Origin of the sequence: Labrys sedimenti, assembly GCF_034424805.1 — a bacterium.
Classification (GTDB): domain Bacteria; phylum Pseudomonadota; class Alphaproteobacteria; order Rhizobiales; family Labraceae; genus Labrys; species Labrys sedimenti.
The window spans coordinates 54,270-74,445 of the sequence record NZ_JAXOUF010000007.1; the positions used below are offsets into that span (position 1 = coordinate 54,270).

Annotated in this window: 18 protein-coding genes and 1 pseudogene; 4 read left to right on the forward strand and 15 right to left on the reverse strand. The window is 62.4% G+C overall.

Features of this window, described 5'->3' with window-relative positions; translation table 11 throughout:
* Window positions 1–12 precede the first annotated feature (12 nt).
* The 3 genes from U1R88_RS20545 to U1R88_RS20555 form a co-directional block, all read right to left on the reverse strand.
* Window positions 13–1,029, reverse strand: coding sequence for a sugar-binding protein (locus U1R88_RS20545; protein ID WP_068281625.1), 1,017 nt, complete (start codon window positions 1,027–1,029; stop codon window positions 13–15).
* Between the two features lie 81 nt (window positions 1,030–1,110).
* Window positions 1,111–2,151, reverse strand: coding sequence for an ABC transporter permease (locus U1R88_RS20550; protein ID WP_322432916.1), 1,041 nt, complete (start codon window positions 2,149–2,151; stop codon window positions 1,111–1,113).
* Window positions 2,152–2,158: 7 nt separating this feature from the next.
* Window positions 2,159–2,899 (reverse strand): ATP-binding cassette domain-containing protein, encoded by a 741-nt coding sequence (locus tag U1R88_RS20555; protein ID WP_322432917.1) that lies wholly within the window; start codon window positions 2,897–2,899, stop codon window positions 2,159–2,161.
* Between the two features lie 365 nt (window positions 2,900–3,264).
* Between U1R88_RS20555 and U1R88_RS20560 the strand changes: the two genes are divergently transcribed.
* Both U1R88_RS20560 and U1R88_RS20565 read left to right on the forward strand, forming a co-directional pair.
* Window positions 3,265–4,458: a Gfo/Idh/MocA family protein gene (locus U1R88_RS20560; RefSeq protein ID WP_322432918.1), complete on the forward strand. Its 1,194-nt coding sequence runs from the start codon at window positions 3,265–3,267 to the stop codon at window positions 4,456–4,458.
* 128 nt (window positions 4,459–4,586) lie between these two features.
* A complete protein-coding gene (locus U1R88_RS20565; RefSeq protein WP_322432919.1) occupies window positions 4,587–5,588 on the forward strand; it encodes a Gfo/Idh/MocA family protein in 1,002 nt (333 codons plus the stop codon).
* A 133-nt stretch (window positions 5,589–5,721) separates the two neighbouring features.
* Here the strand turns inward: U1R88_RS20565 and U1R88_RS20570 are convergent, their stop codons facing one another.
* The 5 genes and pseudogenes from U1R88_RS20570 to U1R88_RS20590 all read right to left on the reverse strand — a co-directional run bounded on the left by U1R88_RS20570 (window position 5,722) and on the right by U1R88_RS20590 (window position 11,231).
* On the reverse strand, window positions 5,722–6,537 hold the full coding sequence (locus U1R88_RS20570; RefSeq protein WP_322432920.1) for an HpcH/HpaI aldolase family protein: 816 nt from the start codon (window positions 6,535–6,537) through the stop codon (window positions 5,722–5,724).
* Window positions 6,538–6,547: 10 nt separating this feature from the next.
* Window positions 6,548–7,984, reverse strand: a complete 1,437-nt coding sequence (locus U1R88_RS20575) for an NAD-dependent succinate-semialdehyde dehydrogenase (RefSeq protein WP_322433070.1) — start codon at window positions 7,982–7,984, stop codon at window positions 6,548–6,550.
* A 2-nt stretch (window positions 7,985–7,986) separates the two neighbouring features.
* Window positions 7,987–8,994 (reverse strand): inositol 2-dehydrogenase, encoded by a 1,008-nt coding sequence (iolG, locus tag U1R88_RS20580; RefSeq protein ID WP_322432921.1) that lies wholly within the window; start codon window positions 8,992–8,994, stop codon window positions 7,987–7,989.
* 338 nt (window positions 8,995–9,332) lie between these two features.
* Window positions 9,333–10,091: pseudogene (locus U1R88_RS20585) on the reverse strand (carboxymuconolactone decarboxylase family protein); the annotation flags it as partial.
* Window positions 10,092–10,241: 150 nt separating this feature from the next.
* Entirely contained in the window at window positions 10,242–11,231 is a 990-nt protein-coding gene (locus U1R88_RS20590; RefSeq protein ID WP_322433071.1) for an aldo/keto reductase, read from the reverse strand.
* Between the two features lie 187 nt (window positions 11,232–11,418).
* Between U1R88_RS20590 and U1R88_RS20595 the strand changes: the two genes are divergently transcribed.
* A complete protein-coding gene (locus U1R88_RS20595) occupies window positions 11,419–12,348 on the forward strand; it encodes a LysR family transcriptional regulator (RefSeq protein ID WP_322432922.1) in 930 nt (309 codons plus the stop codon).
* A 494-nt stretch (window positions 12,349–12,842) separates the two neighbouring features.
* Here U1R88_RS20595 and U1R88_RS20600 read toward each other — a convergent pair whose 3' ends face one another.
* Window positions 12,843–13,862: an ABC transporter permease subunit gene (locus U1R88_RS20600; protein WP_322432923.1), complete on the reverse strand. Its 1,020-nt coding sequence runs from the start codon at window positions 13,860–13,862 to the stop codon at window positions 12,843–12,845.
* Between the two features lie 315 nt (window positions 13,863–14,177).
* On the opposite strand from U1R88_RS20600, the gene U1R88_RS20605 reads away from it, so the two are divergent.
* Window positions 14,178–15,188: a LacI family DNA-binding transcriptional regulator gene (locus tag U1R88_RS20605; protein ID WP_322432924.1), complete on the forward strand. Its 1,011-nt coding sequence runs from the start codon at window positions 14,178–14,180 to the stop codon at window positions 15,186–15,188.
* A 151-nt stretch (window positions 15,189–15,339) separates the two neighbouring features.
* Here U1R88_RS20605 and U1R88_RS20610 read toward each other — a convergent pair whose 3' ends face one another.
* The 6 genes from U1R88_RS20610 to U1R88_RS20635 form a co-directional block, all read right to left on the reverse strand.
* A complete protein-coding gene (locus U1R88_RS20610; RefSeq protein WP_322432925.1) occupies window positions 15,340–16,275 on the reverse strand; it encodes a substrate-binding domain-containing protein in 936 nt (311 codons plus the stop codon).
* A 333-nt stretch (window positions 16,276–16,608) separates the two neighbouring features.
* Window positions 16,609–16,920 carry a MocE family 2Fe-2S type ferredoxin gene (locus U1R88_RS20615; protein ID WP_068281649.1) on the reverse strand — a complete coding sequence of 104 codons (312 nt, stop codon included), beginning with the start codon at window positions 16,918–16,920 and terminating at the stop codon, window positions 16,609–16,611.
* A gap of 2 nt (window positions 16,921–16,922) precedes the next feature.
* On the reverse strand, window positions 16,923–17,963 hold the full coding sequence (locus U1R88_RS20620; protein WP_322432926.1) for a sterol desaturase family protein: 1,041 nt from the start codon (window positions 17,961–17,963) through the stop codon (window positions 16,923–16,925).
* A 12-nt stretch (window positions 17,964–17,975) separates the two neighbouring features.
* Window positions 17,976–18,251 (reverse strand): 3-methyl-2-oxobutanoate hydroxymethyltransferase, encoded by a 276-nt coding sequence (locus U1R88_RS20625; protein WP_322432927.1) that lies wholly within the window; start codon window positions 18,249–18,251, stop codon window positions 17,976–17,978.
* Window positions 18,248–18,766 (reverse strand): 3-methyl-2-oxobutanoate hydroxymethyltransferase, encoded by a 519-nt coding sequence (locus tag U1R88_RS20630; RefSeq protein ID WP_322432928.1) that lies wholly within the window; start codon window positions 18,764–18,766, stop codon window positions 18,248–18,250. Before U1R88_RS20630 ends, U1R88_RS20625 begins: the two co-directional genes overlap by 4 nt.
* 142 nt (window positions 18,767–18,908) lie before the next feature.
* Window positions 18,909–20,144, reverse strand: a complete 1,236-nt coding sequence (locus U1R88_RS20635) for an NAD(P)/FAD-dependent oxidoreductase (protein ID WP_322432929.1) — start codon at window positions 20,142–20,144, stop codon at window positions 18,909–18,911.
* Between the last annotated feature and the right edge of the window lie 32 nt (window positions 20,145–20,176).

Consider the following 20,176-nt stretch of genomic DNA (forward strand, 5'->3'; position numbering starts at 1 on the left):
GGCTTGGCGTCGTCAGTTGCCGCCGCCGATGCAGGTGGCGACGTTATCGGGCGTGCAGACGTCCAGGCCGGTATAGCTGGGATCCTTGGGCGGGGCCTTGCCGTCCTTGATGTCCTTGAGGAAATACATGGCCTTGTAGCCCATCTCGAAGGGACGCTGGCCGACATTGCCGGAAGCCAAGCCTTCCTTGAGAAGGTCGATCTGCACGGGCAGCGTATCGGCAACCACCAAAGCGAGGGCGCCGGACGCGATCTTGCTCTTATATTTGGTCGCCACCTGCCGATAAGCGTCGGGCAGGAATTCCGGGAAGCCGCCGGTCGGGATGAAAGCGTCGAGATCGGGATATTTGCCGAGCGTGTCTTCGAGCTGCTGTACCGATTTCGGGAAATCGTCATCGGTATAGAGCGGGCACCCGTCGACTTCCGTCCAGCCATTCTGGCCGGTCAGTCGATCGCCCGGGGACTGGGCGCTCGGCTTGCCGGCGAGGGTATCGCGAATTCCCTGCATGCGTTCATTGTGGTTGGCGGCTGCCGCACCACCGGACTGGATGCAGATCTTGCCACCCTTCGGCTTGATCTTCATGGCAATCTTGGCGAGATTCACGCCGATCTCGTAATTATGCGTACCGACATAGGCGACACGTTCGCCTTTGGCATCTGGAAGCAGATCGGAGTCCCAGGTCAGCACCGGGATCTTGGCCCCGGCCGCGCCCTGCAGCGCCGCGGCGATCGCTGGTGCATTGGCGACCGAGACGGCGATGCCATCGACGCCCTTGGTGATGAGGTCCTGCACCATCTGTGCCTGTTCGTCGCCGCCGCCATGTTCGCCCGGGCCGACATAGAGGCATTCGATGGCGCCGTTGAGTTCCTTTTCCGCCTTCTTGCAGCCGGCCTGCGCCTGGTCGAAGAAGGGATTGTTGGTGTTCTTGGGGACGAGCGCGAAGGTCAGCTTGTCGGCGGCATGGGCGCCGCCGGCCGTTGCGGCAAGACCAACGGCGAGGGCCGCCGAGGTCAGCAGATATTTGAGCATAGTCTCCTCCGGATGTTGTACCCTCCGGGGCGTGTCGTCGACATGCCCTTTGGGGCGTTCACACGATGCCGGTTCGACCGGTCATTCGCGTCTCTTGCCGCGGATCCGCTCGAGCAGGACCGCGAGAACCAGGAAGCTGCCGACGAAGACGCCCTGCCAGTTGGAATCGACGCCGGCCATGAGTAGGGAATTGCGGATCACTTCGAGCAGGGCCGAGCCGATCAGCGCTCCGAAGGCCCCGCCCTCCCCGCCCATCAGATTGGCGCCGCCGATCACCGTGGAGGCGATGGCGCGCAACTCATAGCCCGTGCCCAGGGAGTTGATGGCCGAACCGGCCCAGCCGACGCTCAGGATCGCGGCGATGGCACCGCTGACGCCCGAGACGACATAGGCCTGCAGCTTGATGCGCTTGACCGGGACGCCGGTGAGGTTGGCAGCCTGTTCGTTGCCGCCTATGGCGATCAGATGCCGCCCCCATGTCGTCATGCGCATGACCACGAAGAGCGCGAAAGTGAGCACGAGCAGCACCCAGACGGGATTGGCGATGCCGAAGATCGCGCCGGCGCCGATGGTCTTGAAGGTCGGGCCGCCGGGACCGAAATTGTAGAGCATCTTGTTGCCGGACAGGACGACGGCGACCGAACGGGCCGCCGAGAGCATGCCGAGCGTGACCACGAAGGGGGACAGGCCGACATAGGCGATGAGCCCGCCATTGACGGCGCCGGCTATGCCGCCGGCGACGAGGCCGGACAGCACGGCCGCATACCAGGGATACCCCGCCTCCAGCGTCAATCCGCAGACGACTGCGACCAGGCCCATGATCGAGCCGACGGACAAATCGATACCGCCGGTGACGATCACGGCGGTGGCACCGAGCGCCATGATGCCGATAAAGGCGAAGTTGCGGGTGATGTTGTAGAAATTGTCCTCGGTGGCAAAGCGCGGCTCACGGATCGACATCACGACGCAGATGACGAGCAGTGCGATCGTCACCCAGAAGGCCTGGCTGGAGACGAGCGACTGCCACAGTGATTTTTCCTTCGTCCCCAGGACCGACTCGATGGAAACACTGGCGGATGCAGGCGCATTGGCCTGCTTGGAATGGTTGGAAGCATCCGTCATCGCAACCTCACGCTGCCTGGATTGCGCCGGTGATGAGACCCGTAACCTCTTCGGGCGAGGTTGCGGCTATCGGCTTGTCCGCCACTTTGTGGCCGCGTCGCATGACGATGACGCGGTCGCAGACCTCGAAGACGTCGGGCATGCGATGGGAAATCAGCACCACCGAAATGCCGGCGTCGCGCAGGCGATGGATCAGCCCGAGGACCTCGGCAACCTGCCGCACGCTGATGGCGGCGGTGGGCTCGTCCATCAGCACGATCTTGGCCTGTGACAGGCGCGTGCGCGCGATGGCAACCGCCTGGCGCTGCCCCCCCGACATCTGTCGGACAAGGTCGCGGGGGCGGGTTTCCGATTTGAGCTCGGCGAAGAGCTCACCGGCCTTCTTGATCATCGCCCCGTGATCGAGCCAGCGCAAAGGACCCACGCCCTTCTTGATCTCCCGGCCGAGGAATACGTTGGCGGCGGCCGAGAGGTTGTTGCACAAAGCGAGGTCCTGATAGACGACCTCGATCCCCTTGGCCCTGGCCTCCACCGGCTTGTGGAAATGCACCACCTCGTCGTCGAGCCTGATTTCGCCGGAGGTCGGAGGGAAGTTGCCGGCGATCAGTTTGACCAAGGTGGATTTGCCGGCGCCATTGTCGCCCATCAAGCCGACGATCTCGGCCCTGCCAATCGTCAATTCGACGTCTGTCAATGCCTTGATGGCGCCGAAGCTCTTTGAGACTGACTTCAGCTGCAGCAATGTCATGCCTCGCTCCCTCTTTCTTTTCTTGTTGCCCTATTCATGACGCATCAGCCGGCAGATGCCACCGGAAAAAGGCAGCCGCCCGGGCTGGAAGAGCATCGATTTCATGGGGATCGAAAGATCCGTCGCTCGGCGATCCTGCTGGAAGCAAGGATGCCTTCGTGACGCCTGGCACGCATTGCGAATTTCCCCGTCCTGCTGCAGTTGTTATTGTTTTTTGCAATTTCTATTTCATTTTTACATTGATTGCAACAATTATTGCAAAGCCGGCGCGGCCGTCAAGGGCTGTCGAAATGATAATTGACTAAAATTATTTTTATCAATAATCATTGCAAAAATCGCACCAGCAGGTGCAGGGAGAGGAAACCATGACAGCCAGGCAATCTCGGATGGAGGCCTATCCCAGGGCCGATCGTCGACTGAGGCTTGGCTTCGTCGGCGGCGGGCGCGGTGGCCAGGTCGGCGCTTGGCACGCCGCCGGCGCTCGTCTCTCCAACCGGTGGGACATCGTCGCAGGAGCGCTCTCGGCCGATCCGGCCACAGCCCGGGCATCGGGCCGGGACTGGTTCCTGGCCGACGACCGCATCTACGACGATTATCGCACCATGGCGCGGCATGAAGCAGCCCGCCCGGACGGCATCGATGCAGTTTCCATCTGTACGCCCAACCACACCCACTACGACATCGCCTGTGCCTTCCTCGAGGCGGGCGTCAACGTCATCTGCGACAAGCCCCTGACGACGAGCCTGGACGAGGCCAAGGCCCTGATGACCCTCGAGAGGGATACGGGATTGGTCTTCGGCGTGACCTATGCCTTCGCGTTTCACGCCATGGTACGGCAGGCGCGGCACATGATCCTCGCAGGCCGGATCGGGCGGGTCCGCCAGGTCCATGTCGAGTATTTCCAGGAATGGTCCTGCCTGGAAGAAAAGCCGGCTGGCGGAGAGCTGCCCTGGCGCCAGGATCCGGCAAGGGTCGGCAGGGCGTCGGCGATCAGCGACATCGGCACGCACGCTTTTCATCTGGCGAGCTATGTCACGGCCGAACCGATCGTCGAACTGAGAGCGGATCTGCATGTGTGCGGCCCCGCGCGCGGCCTGGAGGACACGGCCTTCATCAATATCCGACTTGCCGGTGGCGCCCCCGGCACGCTCCTGGTAACGCAGGTCGCGCCCGGCAATTATTGCGCGCTGCGCTTGCGGGTCTATGGCGAGCGCGGCGGCATCGAATGGGACCAGGAGAAGCCCGAATATCTGCGGGTCAGCTCCCTCGGGCGACCGGATGAGGTAATCGTCCGCGGCAAGGAAGGGGCGATGCTGCCTGGCGTCGGGAAAATGTCCACGCTGCCGAGCGGGCATGGCGAGGCGCTTAGCAATGCCTGGGCCAATCTCTACACCGAATTCGCCGTGGCGATCGAGGCGAGAGCTGCCAAGCGTTCACTGCCGGAGGGCATGCTCGAATTTCCCACCGTGCAGGATGGCGCCCGCGGTGTGGGTTTCATCCACGCTGCCGTGGAATCGCATGAAAAAGGTGGTGTCTGGGCGCCGTGCTGGCTGGCCTAAAGCATCGTGCCGAAAAGTGGACGCCGGTATTCGGCAAAAGCGATGCGACAGCAATAACCTGCAGCACCGGACTCGATTCCGAAATCGAGTCCGGTGCTGCAGGGCCACGGTGGAATCGGGAGGAAGGAATGAGTGTCAGGTTGGGGATTGTCGGCGTTGGCGTGATGGGCGCCGATCATGCACGCACGATCGCATCGCAGGTGGCGGGAGCCAGCATTCGCAGCATCTACGATGCCAATGCCGAGCGCGCCAGGCAGATTGCCGACGAGGTCGGCGCTACCGATGTTGCCGGCGACCCTCTCCGTCTCATCGGCGATCCTCAGGTCGATGCCGTGCTGATCGCCTCGCCGGACAGCACCCACAAGGAGCTGTCCCTTGCCTGCATCATGGCCCGCAAGCCGGTGCTGTGCGAGAAGCCCCTGGCCTCGACCTCGCAGGAATGCCTCGAACTGATCGATGCCGAGATGGCCGCAGGCGTGCGCCTCGTCCAGGTCGGCTATATGCGCCGGTTCGATCCCTCCTATGTCGCGATGAAGGAGCAACTCCTGGCGGGCAGGCTCGGCAAACCTCTGCTGTTTCATTGCGTTCATCGCAATGTCGCAGCGCCACCGTGGTTCGATGGCGGCATGGCCATTGCCAATTCGGCCGTGCATGAATTCGACATCGTGCGTTGGATGCTTGCCGGCGAGCTGACCACCATTTCGGTATTCCGGCCCGGCAATCGTTCCGCCCAATCGCCCGGCGCACCCGTCTTTCTGGTGCTGGACGGCGCCGGCGGCACTTTGGTGACCATCGAGGTCTTCAACGACGCTGCCTATGGTTATGACGTCAGGGGCGAACTCGTGTGCGAGAAGGGCACGGTCGAGCTGCAACGGCCGGTGCACGCGCTCGTCAATCACGCTTTGTCACAGGGTGCGAGCTATCCGCTGGACTGGCGCCCACGCTTTCAGGATGCCTACCGCCTGCAGGCGCAGGGGTGGATCGACGGCATCAGGGACGGCAAGCTCACCGGTGCGAGTGCCTGGGACGGATATGCCGCCACTCTCGTGGCCGAGGCGGGACTGCGGTCGCTCGCCTCCGGGCGCCGCGAGGATATTCCCGCCACGCCTGTAGCTCGACTTTATGGCTGATACACCAGCGCCGTAATTGCAAGCGAAGCAATCCGAGGGCGGTGGACTCTGTGCCTTCAAACTCGGACCGCTTTGCTCGCAATGACGGGCCAGCCTTTATGTTCCCTGGCATGGGACCTTTGCAGGCACGCGATCAATAGGCCGATTTCACCACCGGGGATGCCGTAGCCGGTTTGCCGTTGAGCTCGCGAAAGCGGGCGACGCTGGCCTGCGCGGCAGCGGCGAGCAACCTGGAATCGCCCGACACCGTGGTCATGTCGAAGCCCCAGGCGATGGCGCGCGTGGCATAGTCGGGCGTACCGCAATGCAGGGCGGCGATCTTGCCCGATTTCTTGCATGCCGCGACGATCTTCTGCAGGGCGTCGATCATCTCCGGCTCCTCGCGGTCGAAGCCCGGCGCGAGACGCCCTTGATGCAGGCTGAAGGTGAGATCGGCCGGCCCGACATAGATGCCGTCCAGTCCGGGCGTGGCGGCGATGGCCTCAAGGTTGGCCATGGCCTGGGCGGTTTCGACCATGGCGAAACCGAGGATCTCGTCATTGGCCTCGGCCGCATAGTTGGCGCCGGCCGAGAAGTTGGCTCGTGTCGGCCCGAAACTGCGCTGGCCGTGGGGCGGATAGCGCATGTAGCTGACGAACTCGGCCGCCTGCTCGGCCGTGTTCACCATCGGGCAGATGATGCCATAGGCGCCGGCATCCAGTGCCTTCATGATGATGCCAGGCTCGAGCCAGGGCACGCGCGCCATCGGGACGACGCCGGAAGCGCGCATGGCCTGCAGCATCGGCAACAGCATGGAATAGTCGAGGGCGCCATGCTGCACGTCCACCGTGAGGCTGTCATAACCCTGCGCGGCCATGATCTCAGCGGTGAACGGATTTCCGATCGAGAGCCAGCCATTGATGGTGGGCCGCCCTTCGGCCCAGCTCTGCTTCAGCCTGTTCCTGATCAACGGCGCCTCCTCAAAATACGATCTGGGCCAGCTTGGTATCGAGATAATCGGCGATACCCTCGGTGCCCCCCTCGCGCCCCATCCCCGAATACCGGGTGCCACCGAAAGGGGCCTCGGCGGCTGCCAGGGCGAAGCTGTTGATGCCGACCATGCCCGCCTTCAACTCGGCGACGGTCCGCCTGGCACGTGCAGGGCTGCGCGTGAAGGCATAGGCCGACAATCCCATGTCGCTGGCATTGGCCCGCGCGATAACCTCGTCATCGGTGGAAAACGCAGCGATGGCGGCGATCGGCCCGAAATTCTCCTCGGCGAACACGCGCATGCCGTCCTCGACCTCGGTAAGCACCGTCGGCTCGAAGAAAAAGCCCGTGTTGAAGGATGCGGGAGCGCGGCCGCCGCAAGCCAGCCTAGCACCGGCCTTCTCGGCCTCGGCGACGATGGCCTCGATCTCGCTGCGACGCCTGGCATTGATGAGAGGCCCCATCTGCGTTTCACCGTCGAGGCCGTCACCCAGCCTGAGGGCGCCGGCCCTGGCCACGAAACCCTCCACGAAGGCGTCGTGCAGGCTCTCATGCACGAAGAAGCGATCGGGGGTCACGCAAACCTGGCCGGCATTGGCGTATTTGGTCGGCACCGACAGGGTGAGGGCCAATTCCAGGTCGGCATCCTCATAGATGATGAGAGGGGCATTGCCGCCGAGCTCCATCGAAACCTTTTTCACCGTTTCGGCGGCATCCCGGATCATCTGCTGCCCGACGCGCGTCGAGCCCGTCAGCGAAACCTTGCGCACCGCCGCGGAAGCCATGATCGGATCATAGGTCGTATTGGTCGGGCCGACGACGAGGTTCACGACGCCGGCAGGAATGCCCGCCGCCCGGGTGCAGTCAACCATGACCATGGCCGTTCCCGGCGTCTGGCCGGAGGGCCTGACGATGATCGAGCAACCGGCTGCAAGCGCCGGTGCGACCTTGCGCGCGACCAGGGCAGCCGGGAAGTTCCAGGCCGTGAAAGCGGCGGCGATGCCGACGGGCTCGTGCAGAACCTCGAAGCGTCCGCCGGGCACCCGGCTCTCGATGACGCGGCCATAGATGCGGCGCGCCTCCTCGGCGTACCAGCGGAACTGGTCGGTGGCGAGGCCCCATTCGCGCTCGGCCTGCACAAGGGGCTTTCCGGTTTCGCTCGATATCATGCGGACGGCGTCGGCCTTGCGGCGGAGCATCTCGTCGGCGACCCTATGCAGGGCGTCCGCACGCTCGAAGGCTGTCTTCGATTTCCACAGCGCAAAGCCCTTAGCGGCGCCGGCCAGGGCCTCTTCAGTATCGGCGGAAGTCGCGAGCGGGACTTCGCCCAACGCGCGCTCGTGGACGGGGCTGATGACCGGAGAGCTGCCCTTGTCGGAGGCCTGGCGCCATTGACCGTCGATGAAAAGGCCGAAATCCTGATACATGCTCACCCGACCTCGCTGGTGTTCACCGGCCGTCCCTCGCGGATCGACCGGCCGGCCGCTTCGGCCAGGACCAGGGCCGCACGGCCATCTGCAAATCCGACTTCCGGCGCCGTGGCGTTTTCGACCGCGTCGACGAAGGCGCCGATCTCGGCATTGAAGGCTTCCGCATAGCGTTCGATGAAGAAGTCGAGATAGGGTGCTCCGCGGGCCGTGAATTCCGCGGCGAAGCGTACGGAATCATGCACTCTCCGGTTTTCCGAAATGGCCATGCCCTTGTTGCCGAACACCTCGACACGCTGGTCGTAGCCATAGACGGCCTGCCTCGAATTCAAGATCACGCACTGCTTTCCCGAGGACGTGGCAAGAACCACCGAGACGGTGTCCCAGTCCTCGCAGCGTGCCATCAGCCCCGGATTGACGAGGCGGCTTCCGACCGCGCTCACCGTTTGCGGTTCCTCGCCCAGGAGGAAGCGGGCCATGTCGAAATCGTGGATCGTCATGTCGCGAAAAATGCCGCCCGATACTTCCATATAGGCGGCGGGAGCCATTCCCGGGTCGCGGGAGGTGATGACGATCTGGTGTACATCGCCGATATCGCCATTCGCGATCGCCGCCTTCGTCGCCCTATGCGTGGGGTCGAAACGCCTGACGAAGCCGAGCATGATGGGCACAGATGTCTTGCCGATGATGCTGGCGCAGCGATCGACCCTTTCCAGGCTCAGGTCGATCGGCTTCTCGCACAACACCGGTTTGCCGGCCGCCACGGCCTTTTCGATGTAGTCGGCATGCGTGCTGGTGGAACTGGCGACGAGCACGGCGTCGACCTCCTTGGAGGCAATAACCTCGTCGTCGGTGGCGAAGACGGGTACTGCCTCTCTGGCTCCCACCTCGGCGGCAGCTTCCCTTGAAACGTCGAAGACACCCGCGAGCCGGGTCCTGGGATGGGCCCCGATATTGGCAGCATGCATCCGTCCGATCCGTCCGCATCCCAATACGGCAATCCTGAGCACGGAAATCCTCCCTGATTTTTTGCAATGATCATTGCAAAAAACATATATTGTCAACAAGCAATGCGGATTATTTTTGCGGCATGCCGGTGCCGCCCTGCCCTAGCCTCCCGCAGAGAGGCGGAATGCATTGGTCGCTTCCGCGCAACGGGCTCAGGACCCGGGCGACAAGGCCCTCATTCGGGACGCACGCATCCACAAAACCGGTGCCAAGAGAGGCGGCGGCAATATCAAGGAAGCCAGTGCGGGTCTCGCGGGCCCGCAGCCTCGGTGAGATCCGGCTTGCACCTGTCCGGCAACATGATCGGCCGGCCCTTCCCTACCTCTCAGCGCTGCTCTTCCCGGCGAGAGGCAAACACCTTTTCCAGCACGGGAATGGCAGACATGGCGCGAGGCCAGCCGGCATAGAAACAAAGATGCGCAGGTATCTCAGCGGCTTCCGCCTGCGTCAAGCCATTGTCCATGGCGCGATTGGCGTGGAAAGGAAGCTGTTCGGGCTGCCCGATGGCGATGAGGGCGGCGACGGTGACGAGGCTGCGATCGCGCGGCGATAGATCTGGCCGCCGCCACAGATCGCCGAACAGGACGCGATTGGTCAACTCAGCCAACATCGGAGAGGTCGGCCCCACCGCGCCCTTCACCGCGCTGGCGCGAGCCGCTTCCGCCTCTGCATCCAGCTCAATCGGCGCGGCATGGCTGTTGGCGGCAGCGCCGATCCCGCGCGCGTCGAAGACCTTCTTTGCTTCGCCGACAGCCGACATCGCGTTCGGCCAGCCGGAATAGAAGGCGAGCTGGGTGATGAGTTCGCCGATCTCCTCCGGCTTCACGCCTTTGTCCAGTGCACGAGCGACATGGCTGCCGATCTGCGCCACCTTTCCAGTCGAAACCAGGGCCGCGACCGTAATCAGGCTACGGTCGCGCGGAGGCAGTTCGGCGCGTTTCCAGACCTCGCCGAACAACACGTCGTCAGTGAAGTGACCGAGGCCCGGAGCGACCTCGTAGACGACTGCGGGTGCAACACGCTCGCGGCGAGGTTCCTGGGCCCCGGCTCCGGTCGCGGCCAGCGCTGAAATGGCGATGGATGCGGTGATCTTCTTCATGGAGGGACCTCGTTGTTGTTCGATACACAGTAGCGGCTAGGTCGGCCTTCAGGCCTTCCTTGGCGAGCGGAGCGCTGTCTCGTCCGCAAGGCCGCTCGCGGCGCCCGCGATGACGACGACCGTTCTCGGCTCGATTGTGTAGACTGCCCTTCAAAGCCCCGTCGTCTTGAGAAGCTGCTCGGGATAGCGCTCGCCTTCGATCCGGATTGCGGCTGCGGCAGCCTGGATTTCGGAAAGGTCTGCAGCCGTCAGATCGACATCGACAGCACCGAGATTCTCTTCGAGACGACTAAGCTTGGTGGTACCGGGAATCGGCACGATCCAGGGCCTTTGTGCCAGCAGCCACGAAAGCGCAACCTGTGCGGGTGTGGCGTTCTTGTCGGCTGCGATCCGTTTCAGAAGATCCACCAAAGCTTGGTTTTTTGCCATCGCATCGGGCGTGAAGCGCGGCAAAATACTGCGGAAATCGCCATCAGCGACCTTGGTGTCCTTGTCCATCGCACCCGTCAGGAAGCCCTTGCCGAGCGGGCTGTAGGGCACGAGGCCAATCCCCAACTCCTGACAGGTCTCCAGGATCCCGTTCGTTTCAACGCCCCGCGTCCAAAGCGAATATTCGTTTTGCAAAGCGCTCACGGACTGTACCGCATGGGCGCGACGAGCGGTCTGCGCACTCGGTTCCGACAGTCCGAAGTGCTTTACCTTGCCGGCTGCGATCAGCTCCTTCACCGCACCCGCCACGTCTTCGATCGGCACGCCGGGATCGACCCGATGCTGGTAGAAGAGATCGATCTGCTCGACGCCGAGCCGCTTGAGGGATGCGTCGGCAACCGCCTTGATGTGATCTGGCCTGCTGTTCAGCCCCGACTGCTTGCCATCGACGATGTTGAAGCCGAACTTCGTGGCGATCACGACCTGGTCGCGAACCGCACGCAGCGCCTCGCCGACCATTTCCTCGTTTGTGAATGGTCCGTAGACCTCCGCCGTGTCGAAGAAGGTGACGCCGCGATCCACCGCCTGGCGGATCAACGTGATGCCCTCCTGCTTGCCGAGCTTGTGGGCGTAGCCGAAGTCCAACCCCATGCAGCCATAGCCGAGAGCCGAAACCTCAAGGCCGCTTTTGCCAAGCATACGCTTTTGCATGTCTTCTCTCCTTTTCAAAAAGGGGACGCGCCACAGGCCCGCGCTCGACCGCCGCGATGACAAGAGCGCGTTCGGCGCCGGCAGGTGGAAGCGTGTTCCTGCCGGTTCCCTTTTTCAAAGAATAGGACTGGTGCATTACCTTCATTAGATGCAAAGTTGCGTATAGGCCTATATTGGATTTTCATGAATGCATCGCAGCGAGTACGGCGATCTTGCCGCTTTCCTGACCGTCGCCGAGGAACGCAGTTTCACCCGCGCCGCTGCACAATTGGGCACATCCCAGTCTGCGCTGAGCCATACCGTTCGACGCTTGGAGGAACGGCTGGGGCTGCGCCTCCTCAGTCGAACGACGCGGAATATTTCGATGACCGAGGCCGGGGCCAAGCTATATGCCGCACTGACTCCCGCCTTCGATGATATTCGCGGCAGCTTGGCGGTCCTGGACGAATTGCGCGAGAAGCCGGCCGGCACGATCCGCATCACTTCGAGCCGAAGTGCCTCCGATGCCATTCTGATGCCTGCGGCTCGCAAGCTGATGGTGGATTACCCCGACCTCAACATCGAGATTTCAATCGACCAGAGGCTTACGGACATTGTCGGGGACGGTTTCGATGCCGGCATCCGCCTGGGCGAGCAGCTCGAGAAGGACATGATCGCCGTGCGGATCTCCCCGGACTTGCGGATGGCGGTCGTCGGGTCGCCGGGTTATTTTGAAGTGCACCCCAAGCCCCAAATGCCCCATGACCTGACCAGCCACAACTGCATCAATCTGCGCTTGCCCACCAAAGGCGGGCTCTATGCCTGGGAATTCGAAAAGAATGGCAGGCCGCTCAATGTCAGGGTGGAGGGGCAATTCACCTGCAACGATGTTCTGTTAATCATCGACGCAGCATCGAATGGGCTTGGACTTGCCTGCCTGCCGGATGACATGGTGAAGGATCCCATCTCTGCCGGGCAGCTTGTCCGGGTGCTCGAAGACTGGTGCCCCCCCTTTCCGGGCTATCACCTCTATTACCCGAGCCGGCGGCAACACTCGGCTGCCTTTGCCCTTTTTATCGAAGCGCTGCGCTGGCGAGGCCCGAGAGACTTTCCCTTGGCGGCAGAAACACGGGCCTAGATAGCGGAGGTCGAGCGGTCTGAGCAGCGGCAACGAAGCGCCGGCGCGCCATCACCGGCATCGAAACTCAATCCAAGCACATGTTTACGCATTCTCCTGCCGGCCATCGCTGCCGACGAACTGAGACTGATCACGACCGTTCGACAAAACACCGACGTTGAAGACTGAGATGGAAGCGGATCTCCTGCTTGAAGACATTGCGGAAATCCGCAAAGCAGCGGAATCCAAACAGCCTCACGAGGCGGCTGACGGCCGATATCGGGATGCCGCAAGCCTTTGCCATGTCACGCGCCGAACCCAAGGCGACCTGAAGGCAATTGTCGAGAGCATAGTCCATGGCCGTTTGCGCCCAGGGTTTCAACCCTACGCGCATCTCCGCAAACCGCTGGCACAGTTCGGCAAGGTCTCTTGGATGCTCTGGCCGTTCCATGTCCTGCCTCGCGAATTGACTTATCTGCGTGAGATCGAGGGAAGCGAAGCGACATCGATCTCGCTCAGACGCGGCCCCGCAAGGAGCTTTCGAGCTCGACGAGTTCCTGGCCACCGGCCATCAGGTTCTGCAATTCATCGTGGCTGACTTCGCCGCGCAGCGCCGTACCCAGCGTCTTGCCGTGATTGAGCACCGTGAAGCGATCGCCGATCGCCAGGGCATGGCGGACATTATGGGTGATGAACACCACGCCTACCCCCTTGGACCGCACCCTGTCGATCGTGGCCAGGACGTTCGCGGTCTGCCGCACGCTGCGCGCGGCATTGGCATCGCCGCCGGCGGCAAAGATCCAGCTTCCGAACACGGTGCGAGTGAGAACGACATGGGCGACGATGGCCAGGCCAAGCGCCCAGACCATCAGCATCGGGATGCCGTCGACGATCGGCTGGCCGGCCTTGGGGCCTGCCTTGAAGGTGCCGATCGCGCCGTGCTCGGCCAACCAGACAAACAGGCCTTGCAAGATCTTGCCTCCGAAGACCGGCGCCAGCCAGTTGCCGGCGGATGCGGCCTTGAGCCCGTCGATGATGGTCGAGCCGTTGGTCAGGATCGGGATGTAGGTCGTCAGGCCGCGCAGGATGAAGAGTGCCGCCAAGGTGATGATGAAGGAGGGCAGTCCCGTGCGCAGGATCAGGAAGCCGTTGAGCGCCCCGATCGCCAGCGAAACGGCGAAGGCCGCGAGAATTGCCAGCCACATCGGAAAGCCGAACGAGGTCGACAGCAAGGCGATCACGATGCCGGAGAAGACGATCATCGAGCCGACGGAAAGATCGAACTCGCCCGCAATCATCAAGAGACAAGCGCCGACGGCAATGATCATGAACTGAGCCGAGACCGTGCCCCAATTCATCGTCCCTTCCAGGGAGAATATACCGGAGGCAGGCGCGAGCGTCAGAAAGAACAAGAACACGGCGATCGTGCCGCAGATCGCTCCGAGTTCGGGCCTGATCAAGGCCCTGCGAAATGGCGAGACGCGACGCAGTCGGGCATCGGCCATGAGCGGCGCGGCCCCCTTGGCGTCGTTCATTACTTCCTCCCTGATCCGTCAGGCGGACAAGCCGTCTGAACCTTCGAAAGTTCAGCCTTGTAATTTTTGCCGGTCGGAACGGCGTTCGGCTGTAATCAGTCGAGTTTGCTTTGGAGCTGTACGGAACGTCAGCCCGAAACATCTTCCAGGATCCTTGCATCCCACCATGGATGCCCGGTTCGCTGCAGTTTTCCCGCTGAGATCTTCCTGTCCGGGCATGGGATCATGGTAGGGAGGGGTCCCTTCCCAGGCGACAACAATTATGATCATATTTGATCAAGAGACACGGAACAGCCCGTCAATCCCGGAGCTGCCATGAAAAAGGCGACGTTGGCGGACATTGCGCGCGAAGCCGGGGTCGGAACCGCGACGGTCGAGCGCGTCCTGAACTCGCGCGGCAATGTCACGCCTGCCACCATTGAAAAAGTCGTGCAGGCCATGCGCCAGCTCGGCAGCACGCGCGCCTTGCCGCAGAAATATAGCGGCGTCCTGCGTGTCGAGGTCCTGATGGTGCGCCGCGAGACTCCCTTCTTCACGCGGTTGAACGAAGCCTTCATCCGCATCTCGGAGTCGCTCGATCCGAGCATCCTGCTACACCGCACCTTCGTGGACGAGAACGCCCCTGCCAGCGTGGCCCAGCGGATCGCCGAGCCCGGCTTTCGCCGGGTCGGGCTGATCATCGTCGCTCCCGACCATCCCGAGGTCAGGGCCAGGCTCGCCCAAGAGCGCGAAAAGGGCGTCGCCATCGTCCAGATCGTGTCCCGGATCGACGGCTCCCACGATGCCTTCGTCGGCATCGACAATTATGCGGCGGGCCGAACGGCCGCCATGCTGATGGCGAGAATGCTGAAAGGCTCTTCCGGGCATCTGGCTGCGCTTTGCCACAGCGGCGTCTACGAAGTGCACCGGGAACGCATCCGCGGTTTCTCGGACTACCTCGCCGAGCATGCGGGCGGTGGCCTCCTGTTCTCGGAAACGCTGTTCGGGCTCGACCAGGACCAGCGATCGGCCGAGGTTCTCGATACGGCGCTGAAACGGGATCCCGAGATCATCGGCCTCTACAATGCGGGTGGCGCCAATGCCGGCGTGGCCTTCGTGCTGGAACGCCGCAAATCCGCCCCGCCCCTGATGTGGGTCGGCCATGAACTGACGGATGAATCCCGACTCTGGCTGCAATCGGGATTGATGGATATCGTCCTGGACCAGGCTCCGGAGACGCAGGCCCGGCGCGCCATCGATACGGTCTTGAGGAAGATCGGCTTCATTACGGCCGAGGTCAGTTCCGAACCCGTGCGGTTCTATACGATCACCGCCGAGAACCTCTAAAGCGTTTTGCGATTTGGCGGAATCGCCAAGAATCGCAAAGACGCGTCCAACCAACGAGTGAGAGCAATGCGCCGTTTCCGTCTAAACGCGCTTTGCTCTAGGGGCCATGAGCAGGGGCAGCATACGCCCCCGCTTTTCGCGCGATAATTGATCAGCGATATTTGCCGGCCAGCGCCAGGACCTGATCGACATTGGCCTTGGTGATCAAGCCGGGCCCCGAGGCGACGTCGTTCGCCTGCAGCACGCCGTAGCGCGCATAATTCGTCAGAACGGTGACCGCGTCATAGCCCTGCAGGAAGGGCTGCTGGTCGATGGCGACCTTGACCTTGCCATCCTTCATGGCTGCGACGATATCCTTGCTGAGATCGAAGCGTGCGAAGAAATATTTGTCGCCGGCGCCCTGGTCCTTCACCCATTTGATCATCGGATCGGCACTGGTCGGGCCGAGCGTCAGGATGACCTGGGTGTCGGCATGTGCCTTGAGGACGGCCGCCGAACGATTGACGACGTCATTGGGATCGGTGCCGGAATCGATCTCCTGGTCGCCAAGTGGCACGCCGAGCCCATCGGCGAAGCCTTTGCAGCGCTGGTGCGAGACCGGGTGCTGGTAGAAATGGTTCACGCACAGGAAACTCTTGACCTGCGCGGCCTTGGCCTGTTCGCCGGCAGCCTTGCCGGCGTCATATTCGGCCTGGCCGATATAGCGCAACGTACCGATCTTCTTGGCGATCTCGGCCGAGCCGGAATTCACGATCACCACGGGAATGCCGGCAGCAACGGCATTGGAGAGCGGGTCGCTCACGATATTCTCGTCGGGAACCGTAGCGATGATGGCCGTCGGCTTCGACGCCGCCGCTTGATCGATCAGCCGTCCCATTTCGGAGAGATCGCCGCCAGTGGGATTGCGGAATTCGATCTTCACGCCGAGCTGATCCGCGGCCAGTTGGGCCGAATTGCGGATGACGTTGAAGGCCGAATCCGATTCCGACCAATGGCCGACGAACACGATCCGTTCCGCAGCAAAACCGGATGCGGTCGACATCAACAGCGCGCAAGCGCCGATGGCGGCCTTGAGCCATGCCTTCATTGAACCCTCCCTTGGATCGGCCGGCCCGTTTGTGTTCGGTATGGAGCCGCGCTCAGTTGTTCAGTTTAGAGGGGCTCCAAGGCTGCTCAACGCATGATTTGACCAAATTTGATCTTGGTAGGCAGGCTGTCGAAGCTGCCCAGAGCAAAGCGCGTTTACACGTAACCGCTGCTTTGCTTTCGTGTCTTGTTTCGACGCGTCTTTGCGATTCTTGGTGACTCCATCAAATCGCAAAACGCTATGGGGCGAGCAAGGAATGGCGCCATTGAAAAAGGCCGGTCACGCGAGGTGCCGGCCTTTTCATTCGAATGAAAGCGCCAAGCGCTGACAACCTTACAAGCGCACCCTCACATCGGTGCCGTCCGTCTCGGCCTGATATGTCTTCAGATTGACGCAAGGCGGCATCCGCAACGCCTCGCCGGTTCGATAGTCGAAGGCGCCCGAGTGCTTCGGGCATTCGATCTCGTAGTCCATGACCAGACCATCGGCCAGATGAATGGCCTCATGGGTGCAGAGCCCGTCGGTGCAGAAGACCTCGTCGCTGGGCGAGCGATAGATCGCATACGTCCTGCCGCCATGGTCGAAGCGAATGACGCCCTCAGCTTCGATGTCGGCAAGCTTGCAGGCGGTGATCCAGTCGGCCATCTCTATGCTCCTGCCTGGTCGGGATTGGACTTCTTGGCCTCGGCCTTCGCATTGAGGCGGGCTTTCTTCTTCTCGTAGCGAACCTGCATCTGCCTTTCGCCTTCCTTGCTGCCGTCGTGGAACGTGCCGAACCAGCGGTCGAAGGGGATCAGCCCGTCGCCATAATTCACCTCGAAATATTTGTGGTGGAGGTAATGGATATAGGCATGGCTATCGACGGCGGTGTCCTCGCCCAGTTCCACCTTGTCGAAGCCGACATGGCCGGGAATGGCGCCAAAGCCGGCGAAATGCAGCTGGTAGAGCGCCATGATCGGGTTGGATGGAATGATCAGGTGCCAGAACATGGTGCCGAGATAGCAGAACTGCTCGACGGGATGCATCGAGAGGGACGACCAGGGCGAAGGATTCACCGAATTGTGGTGGACGGAGTGCACCCATTTGTAGAGCGGGGCCCAATGGATCGCCCGGTGCAGCAGGAAGAAATGGGTCTCGTGGATGATCGGCACCAGAAGCGCGAGCACGAACAGGTAGATCGGGTTCTGTGCAAAGGCGAGCCATGGCACCCAGCCATTGGCGAAGGCCATGAGCACGAACACCTCGATGCCCGTCCAGATCGGCAGGCCGGTTCCGAAGGTGCGCAGCATGTTGTCGACATTCTGGCGCTCGAAGAAGAAGGCCTTCGAACGCTGCTCGGCCGGAAACTTTCCGTTATATTTGAAGCGATTGCTCTGGCTGCGCAGAACATAGAGCTTCAGTTCGAAAGCCCCGAAGAACAGGAAGACGGCGACGACGTTGGCGGCGAAGAGCTTCAGCACCCAGCCCCAGGCCAAAGTCTTCATCACCTCGGGTTCAGGCAGGACAAAGTACCACCAGCCGACGGCCGAGAGCGCGAACAGGACGTTGTAGGGGAGAAAATAATGTGGCAGCCACTTCAGGAGTTTCAGCGGCTGCGGCGGGAACACGAAGACCGGCGCGGTTGAGGCAGGCTCGTTCGGAGCCCAGTCGCCGCGCTTGTTGCGCGCGCCATAGGAAAGGTCGTCCATGGCGGCCTCCTTTCAGAGCTTGTTGGAAAGGGTCAGGAAACGTTCGAAGGCGTCATCGTCCATGTCGACCTGATGCCCGGCTTCCGGATAGGCGCCATTCTCGACATCAGCGGCAAAGGCCTGGAACGCCATCACTCGCTTTTGCTGCAACTCCGCCTCGAGGGCAGTGAAATCGGCATATTTCTTCGCGTGACGGGGGTAGTGCCCAGTATTCGTCCCCAGCACATCGGACGAAAACAGATATTGCGTGTCGCAGGCCGATCCACATCCCATGCCCATCGTGATCATCGGGTTGAACGCGTGATGAAGTCGGCAAGGCGCACGGGGACCACCTCGACCTCGATGAAGGCCGCTCCCGCATTCTCGATGTCCTTGACGGCGCGCATAACCTGGGCCGCTTCTTCGGCTTTCCTGCCGATGGCACGGAAATTCGTCCAGGTTGCTCGATTTGGCACGAGGCCGACATGGCCGGTGACCGGGATGCCTTCACGTGCCATGGCCTCGATGAAGAACGGAGAGTGCGAGCAGTAGACGGCATCGGCACCGCGGCGCAGGATCTCGAAGCCGAGCCGGATGGCGTCCCGGGGCGAAGAGACCGAGCCATGCGGCATTCCGGCCGACAGGAAAGCGCCGGGCGCGGCCTTGCGCACGGCTTCGAGTTGATGATCGGGCTCACAGGAAAGAACCACGATACCCGCCGCCTGCGCGGCGGTGGCCTCGGCCGGCGTATCGACATGCAGTTGTACCCACTTTTGCAGGCCTTTCTGGCTCCGCAGATCGTAAACCGACGGCCGACGGTCCATCGCCTTGCCTCCCTTTTTCTCGCATTGATGATAGCCGGCGTACCGAAAGCCGTCGCCGGATTACTTGATCAAAATTGATCAGGCGCTCGCGACCTCCCCGGTCGCATATCACCGCCTCGGCCCTGCAGGCCGACCGACGTGGTCACGCCGCAAGCAAGCTCTTCAGATTGACCTTTGGCGTCGACAGGGCATCCACCGAAGGCCTGGCACGCCTAGCGATCAACATCTCCGCCAGGCGAATATCACGGGCCACTGCATTGCCAGGCCCGATGCCACTCGCCGCAACGAGACGGCCCGATTCATCCAGATGAAACTGCAGAACGGCATTTGGTCCCAGGTCGCGCCGCACGAGCGAGCATCCCTGATCGACCAATCCGGCCACCTGGAGACTGAGATCATATTGATCCGACCAGAACCAGGGCACGGCGGAAATCGCGTCATCGGCGCCAAGCATGTTGCGGGCCGCCAGCGCACCATGATCCTGCGCATTGCGCCAGGACTCCAGCCTCACCCGCCGGTTGTCATAGACCGGCAAGGGGAACGAACAGCAATCGCCGCCGGCGAAGATCGACGGATCGCTGGTGCGAAGCCGGACATCGACGGCTATGCCGTTTTCGATCGCCAACCCGGTTGCTTCGGCAAGCTCCGTCGCCGGCAGGGCACCGACACCGGCGACCACGAGATCGGCAGCGATCTCCTGTCCGTTCGCCAAACGCAGTACGACCTGCCTGCCCTTGTCCTGCAAGGACAGGATAGGGATCCCGCACACCAGTTGGACGCCAGCCGCCAAATGACGCGCCTCCACCATGCGGGCGATCTCTTCAGGCACGCCCCGGCTGAGGATGCGTTGCTGAACTTCGACCAGCGTTACGCCCGCACCGCGTTGGATTGCACTGGCTGCGAGTTCCAGCCCGATGAAACCGCCGCCGATGATGGCGATCTTCGCGCCGGGCCGGAAATGGCTGCGCAGACGCTCTAGATCTTCGAAGCGACGCAATGTCACGCAGTGATGAATGGCGTCGCCGGGAAGCGCGATGCGCCGCGCATGCGCACCGGTGGCGAGCAGGAGCCTGTGATAGGCAAGGCTCTGGCCATCGGACAGATACACCTGCCTTGCCATGCGGTCGATGCCCTGCACCTTGATACCGGTGAGGCACCTGATCGCGCAGGCCTCGAAGCGAGCGGCGGTGGCGATGGTCTTGGGACCGGGCGCAGCCTCGCCAGTCAACGCATCCTTGGACAAGGGCGGCCGCTCATAGGGAAGATGGGCCTCCTCGCCGATGAGCGTCACCGAGCCCGTGAAGCCAAGTTCGCGCAATGCGAAGGCAGCCCTGCAGCCCGCCTCGCCCGCACCGATGATGACCATATGCTCGCTCATGGTTCCATTCCGCCTTCGCCGGCGACGCGATG

Bases quoted from the DNA above. Each gene is read 5' to 3' on its own strand.
- U1R88_RS20615 (WP_068281649.1), bottom strand. From the start codon at position 16,920: ATGGCCGACTGGATCACCGCCTGCAAGCTTGCCGACATCGAAGCTGAG.
- U1R88_RS20565 (WP_322432919.1), top strand. From the start codon at position 4,587: ATGAGTGTCAGGTTGGGGATTGTCGGCGTTGGCGTGATGGGCGCCGAT.
- U1R88_RS20620 (WP_322432926.1), bottom strand. From the start codon at position 17,963: ATGGACGACCTTTCCTATGGCGCGCGCAACAAGCGCGGCGACTGGGCT.
- U1R88_RS20590 (WP_322433071.1), bottom strand. From the start codon at position 11,231: ATGCAAAAGCGTATGCTTGGCAAAAGCGGCCTTGAGGTTTCGGCTCTC.
- U1R88_RS20610 (WP_322432925.1), bottom strand. From the start codon at position 16,275: ATGAAGGCATGGCTCAAGGCCGCCATCGGCGCTTGCGCGCTGTTGATG.
- U1R88_RS20595 (WP_322432922.1), top strand. From the start codon at position 11,419: ATGCATCGCAGCGAGTACGGCGATCTTGCCGCTTTCCTGACCGTCGCC.
- U1R88_RS20545 (WP_068281625.1), bottom strand. From the start codon at position 1,029: ATGCTCAAATATCTGCTGACCTCGGCGGCCCTCGCCGTTGGTCTTGCC.
- U1R88_RS20555 (WP_322432917.1), bottom strand. From the start codon at position 2,899: ATGACATTGCTGCAGCTGAAGTCAGTCTCAAAGAGCTTCGGCGCCATC.
- U1R88_RS20625 (WP_322432927.1), bottom strand. From the start codon at position 18,251: ATGATCACGATGGGCATGGGATGTGGATCGGCCTGCGACACGCAATAT.
- U1R88_RS20600 (WP_322432923.1), bottom strand. From the start codon at position 13,862: ATGAACGACGCCAAGGGGGCCGCGCCGCTCATGGCCGATGCCCGACTG.
- U1R88_RS20575 (WP_322433070.1), bottom strand. From the start codon at position 7,984: ATGTATCAGGATTTCGGCCTTTTCATCGACGGTCAATGGCGCCAGGCC.
- U1R88_RS20635 (WP_322432929.1), bottom strand. From the start codon at position 20,144: ATGAGCGAGCATATGGTCATCATCGGTGCGGGCGAGGCGGGCTGCAGG.
- U1R88_RS20550 (WP_322432916.1), bottom strand. From the start codon at position 2,151: ATGACGGATGCTTCCAACCATTCCAAGCAGGCCAATGCGCCTGCATCC.
- U1R88_RS20560 (WP_322432918.1), top strand. From the start codon at position 3,265: ATGACAGCCAGGCAATCTCGGATGGAGGCCTATCCCAGGGCCGATCGT.
- U1R88_RS20605 (WP_322432924.1), top strand. From the start codon at position 14,178: ATGAAAAAGGCGACGTTGGCGGACATTGCGCGCGAAGCCGGGGTCGGA.
- U1R88_RS20630 (WP_322432928.1), bottom strand. From the start codon at position 18,766: ATGGACCGTCGGCCGTCGGTTTACGATCTGCGGAGCCAGAAAGGCCTG.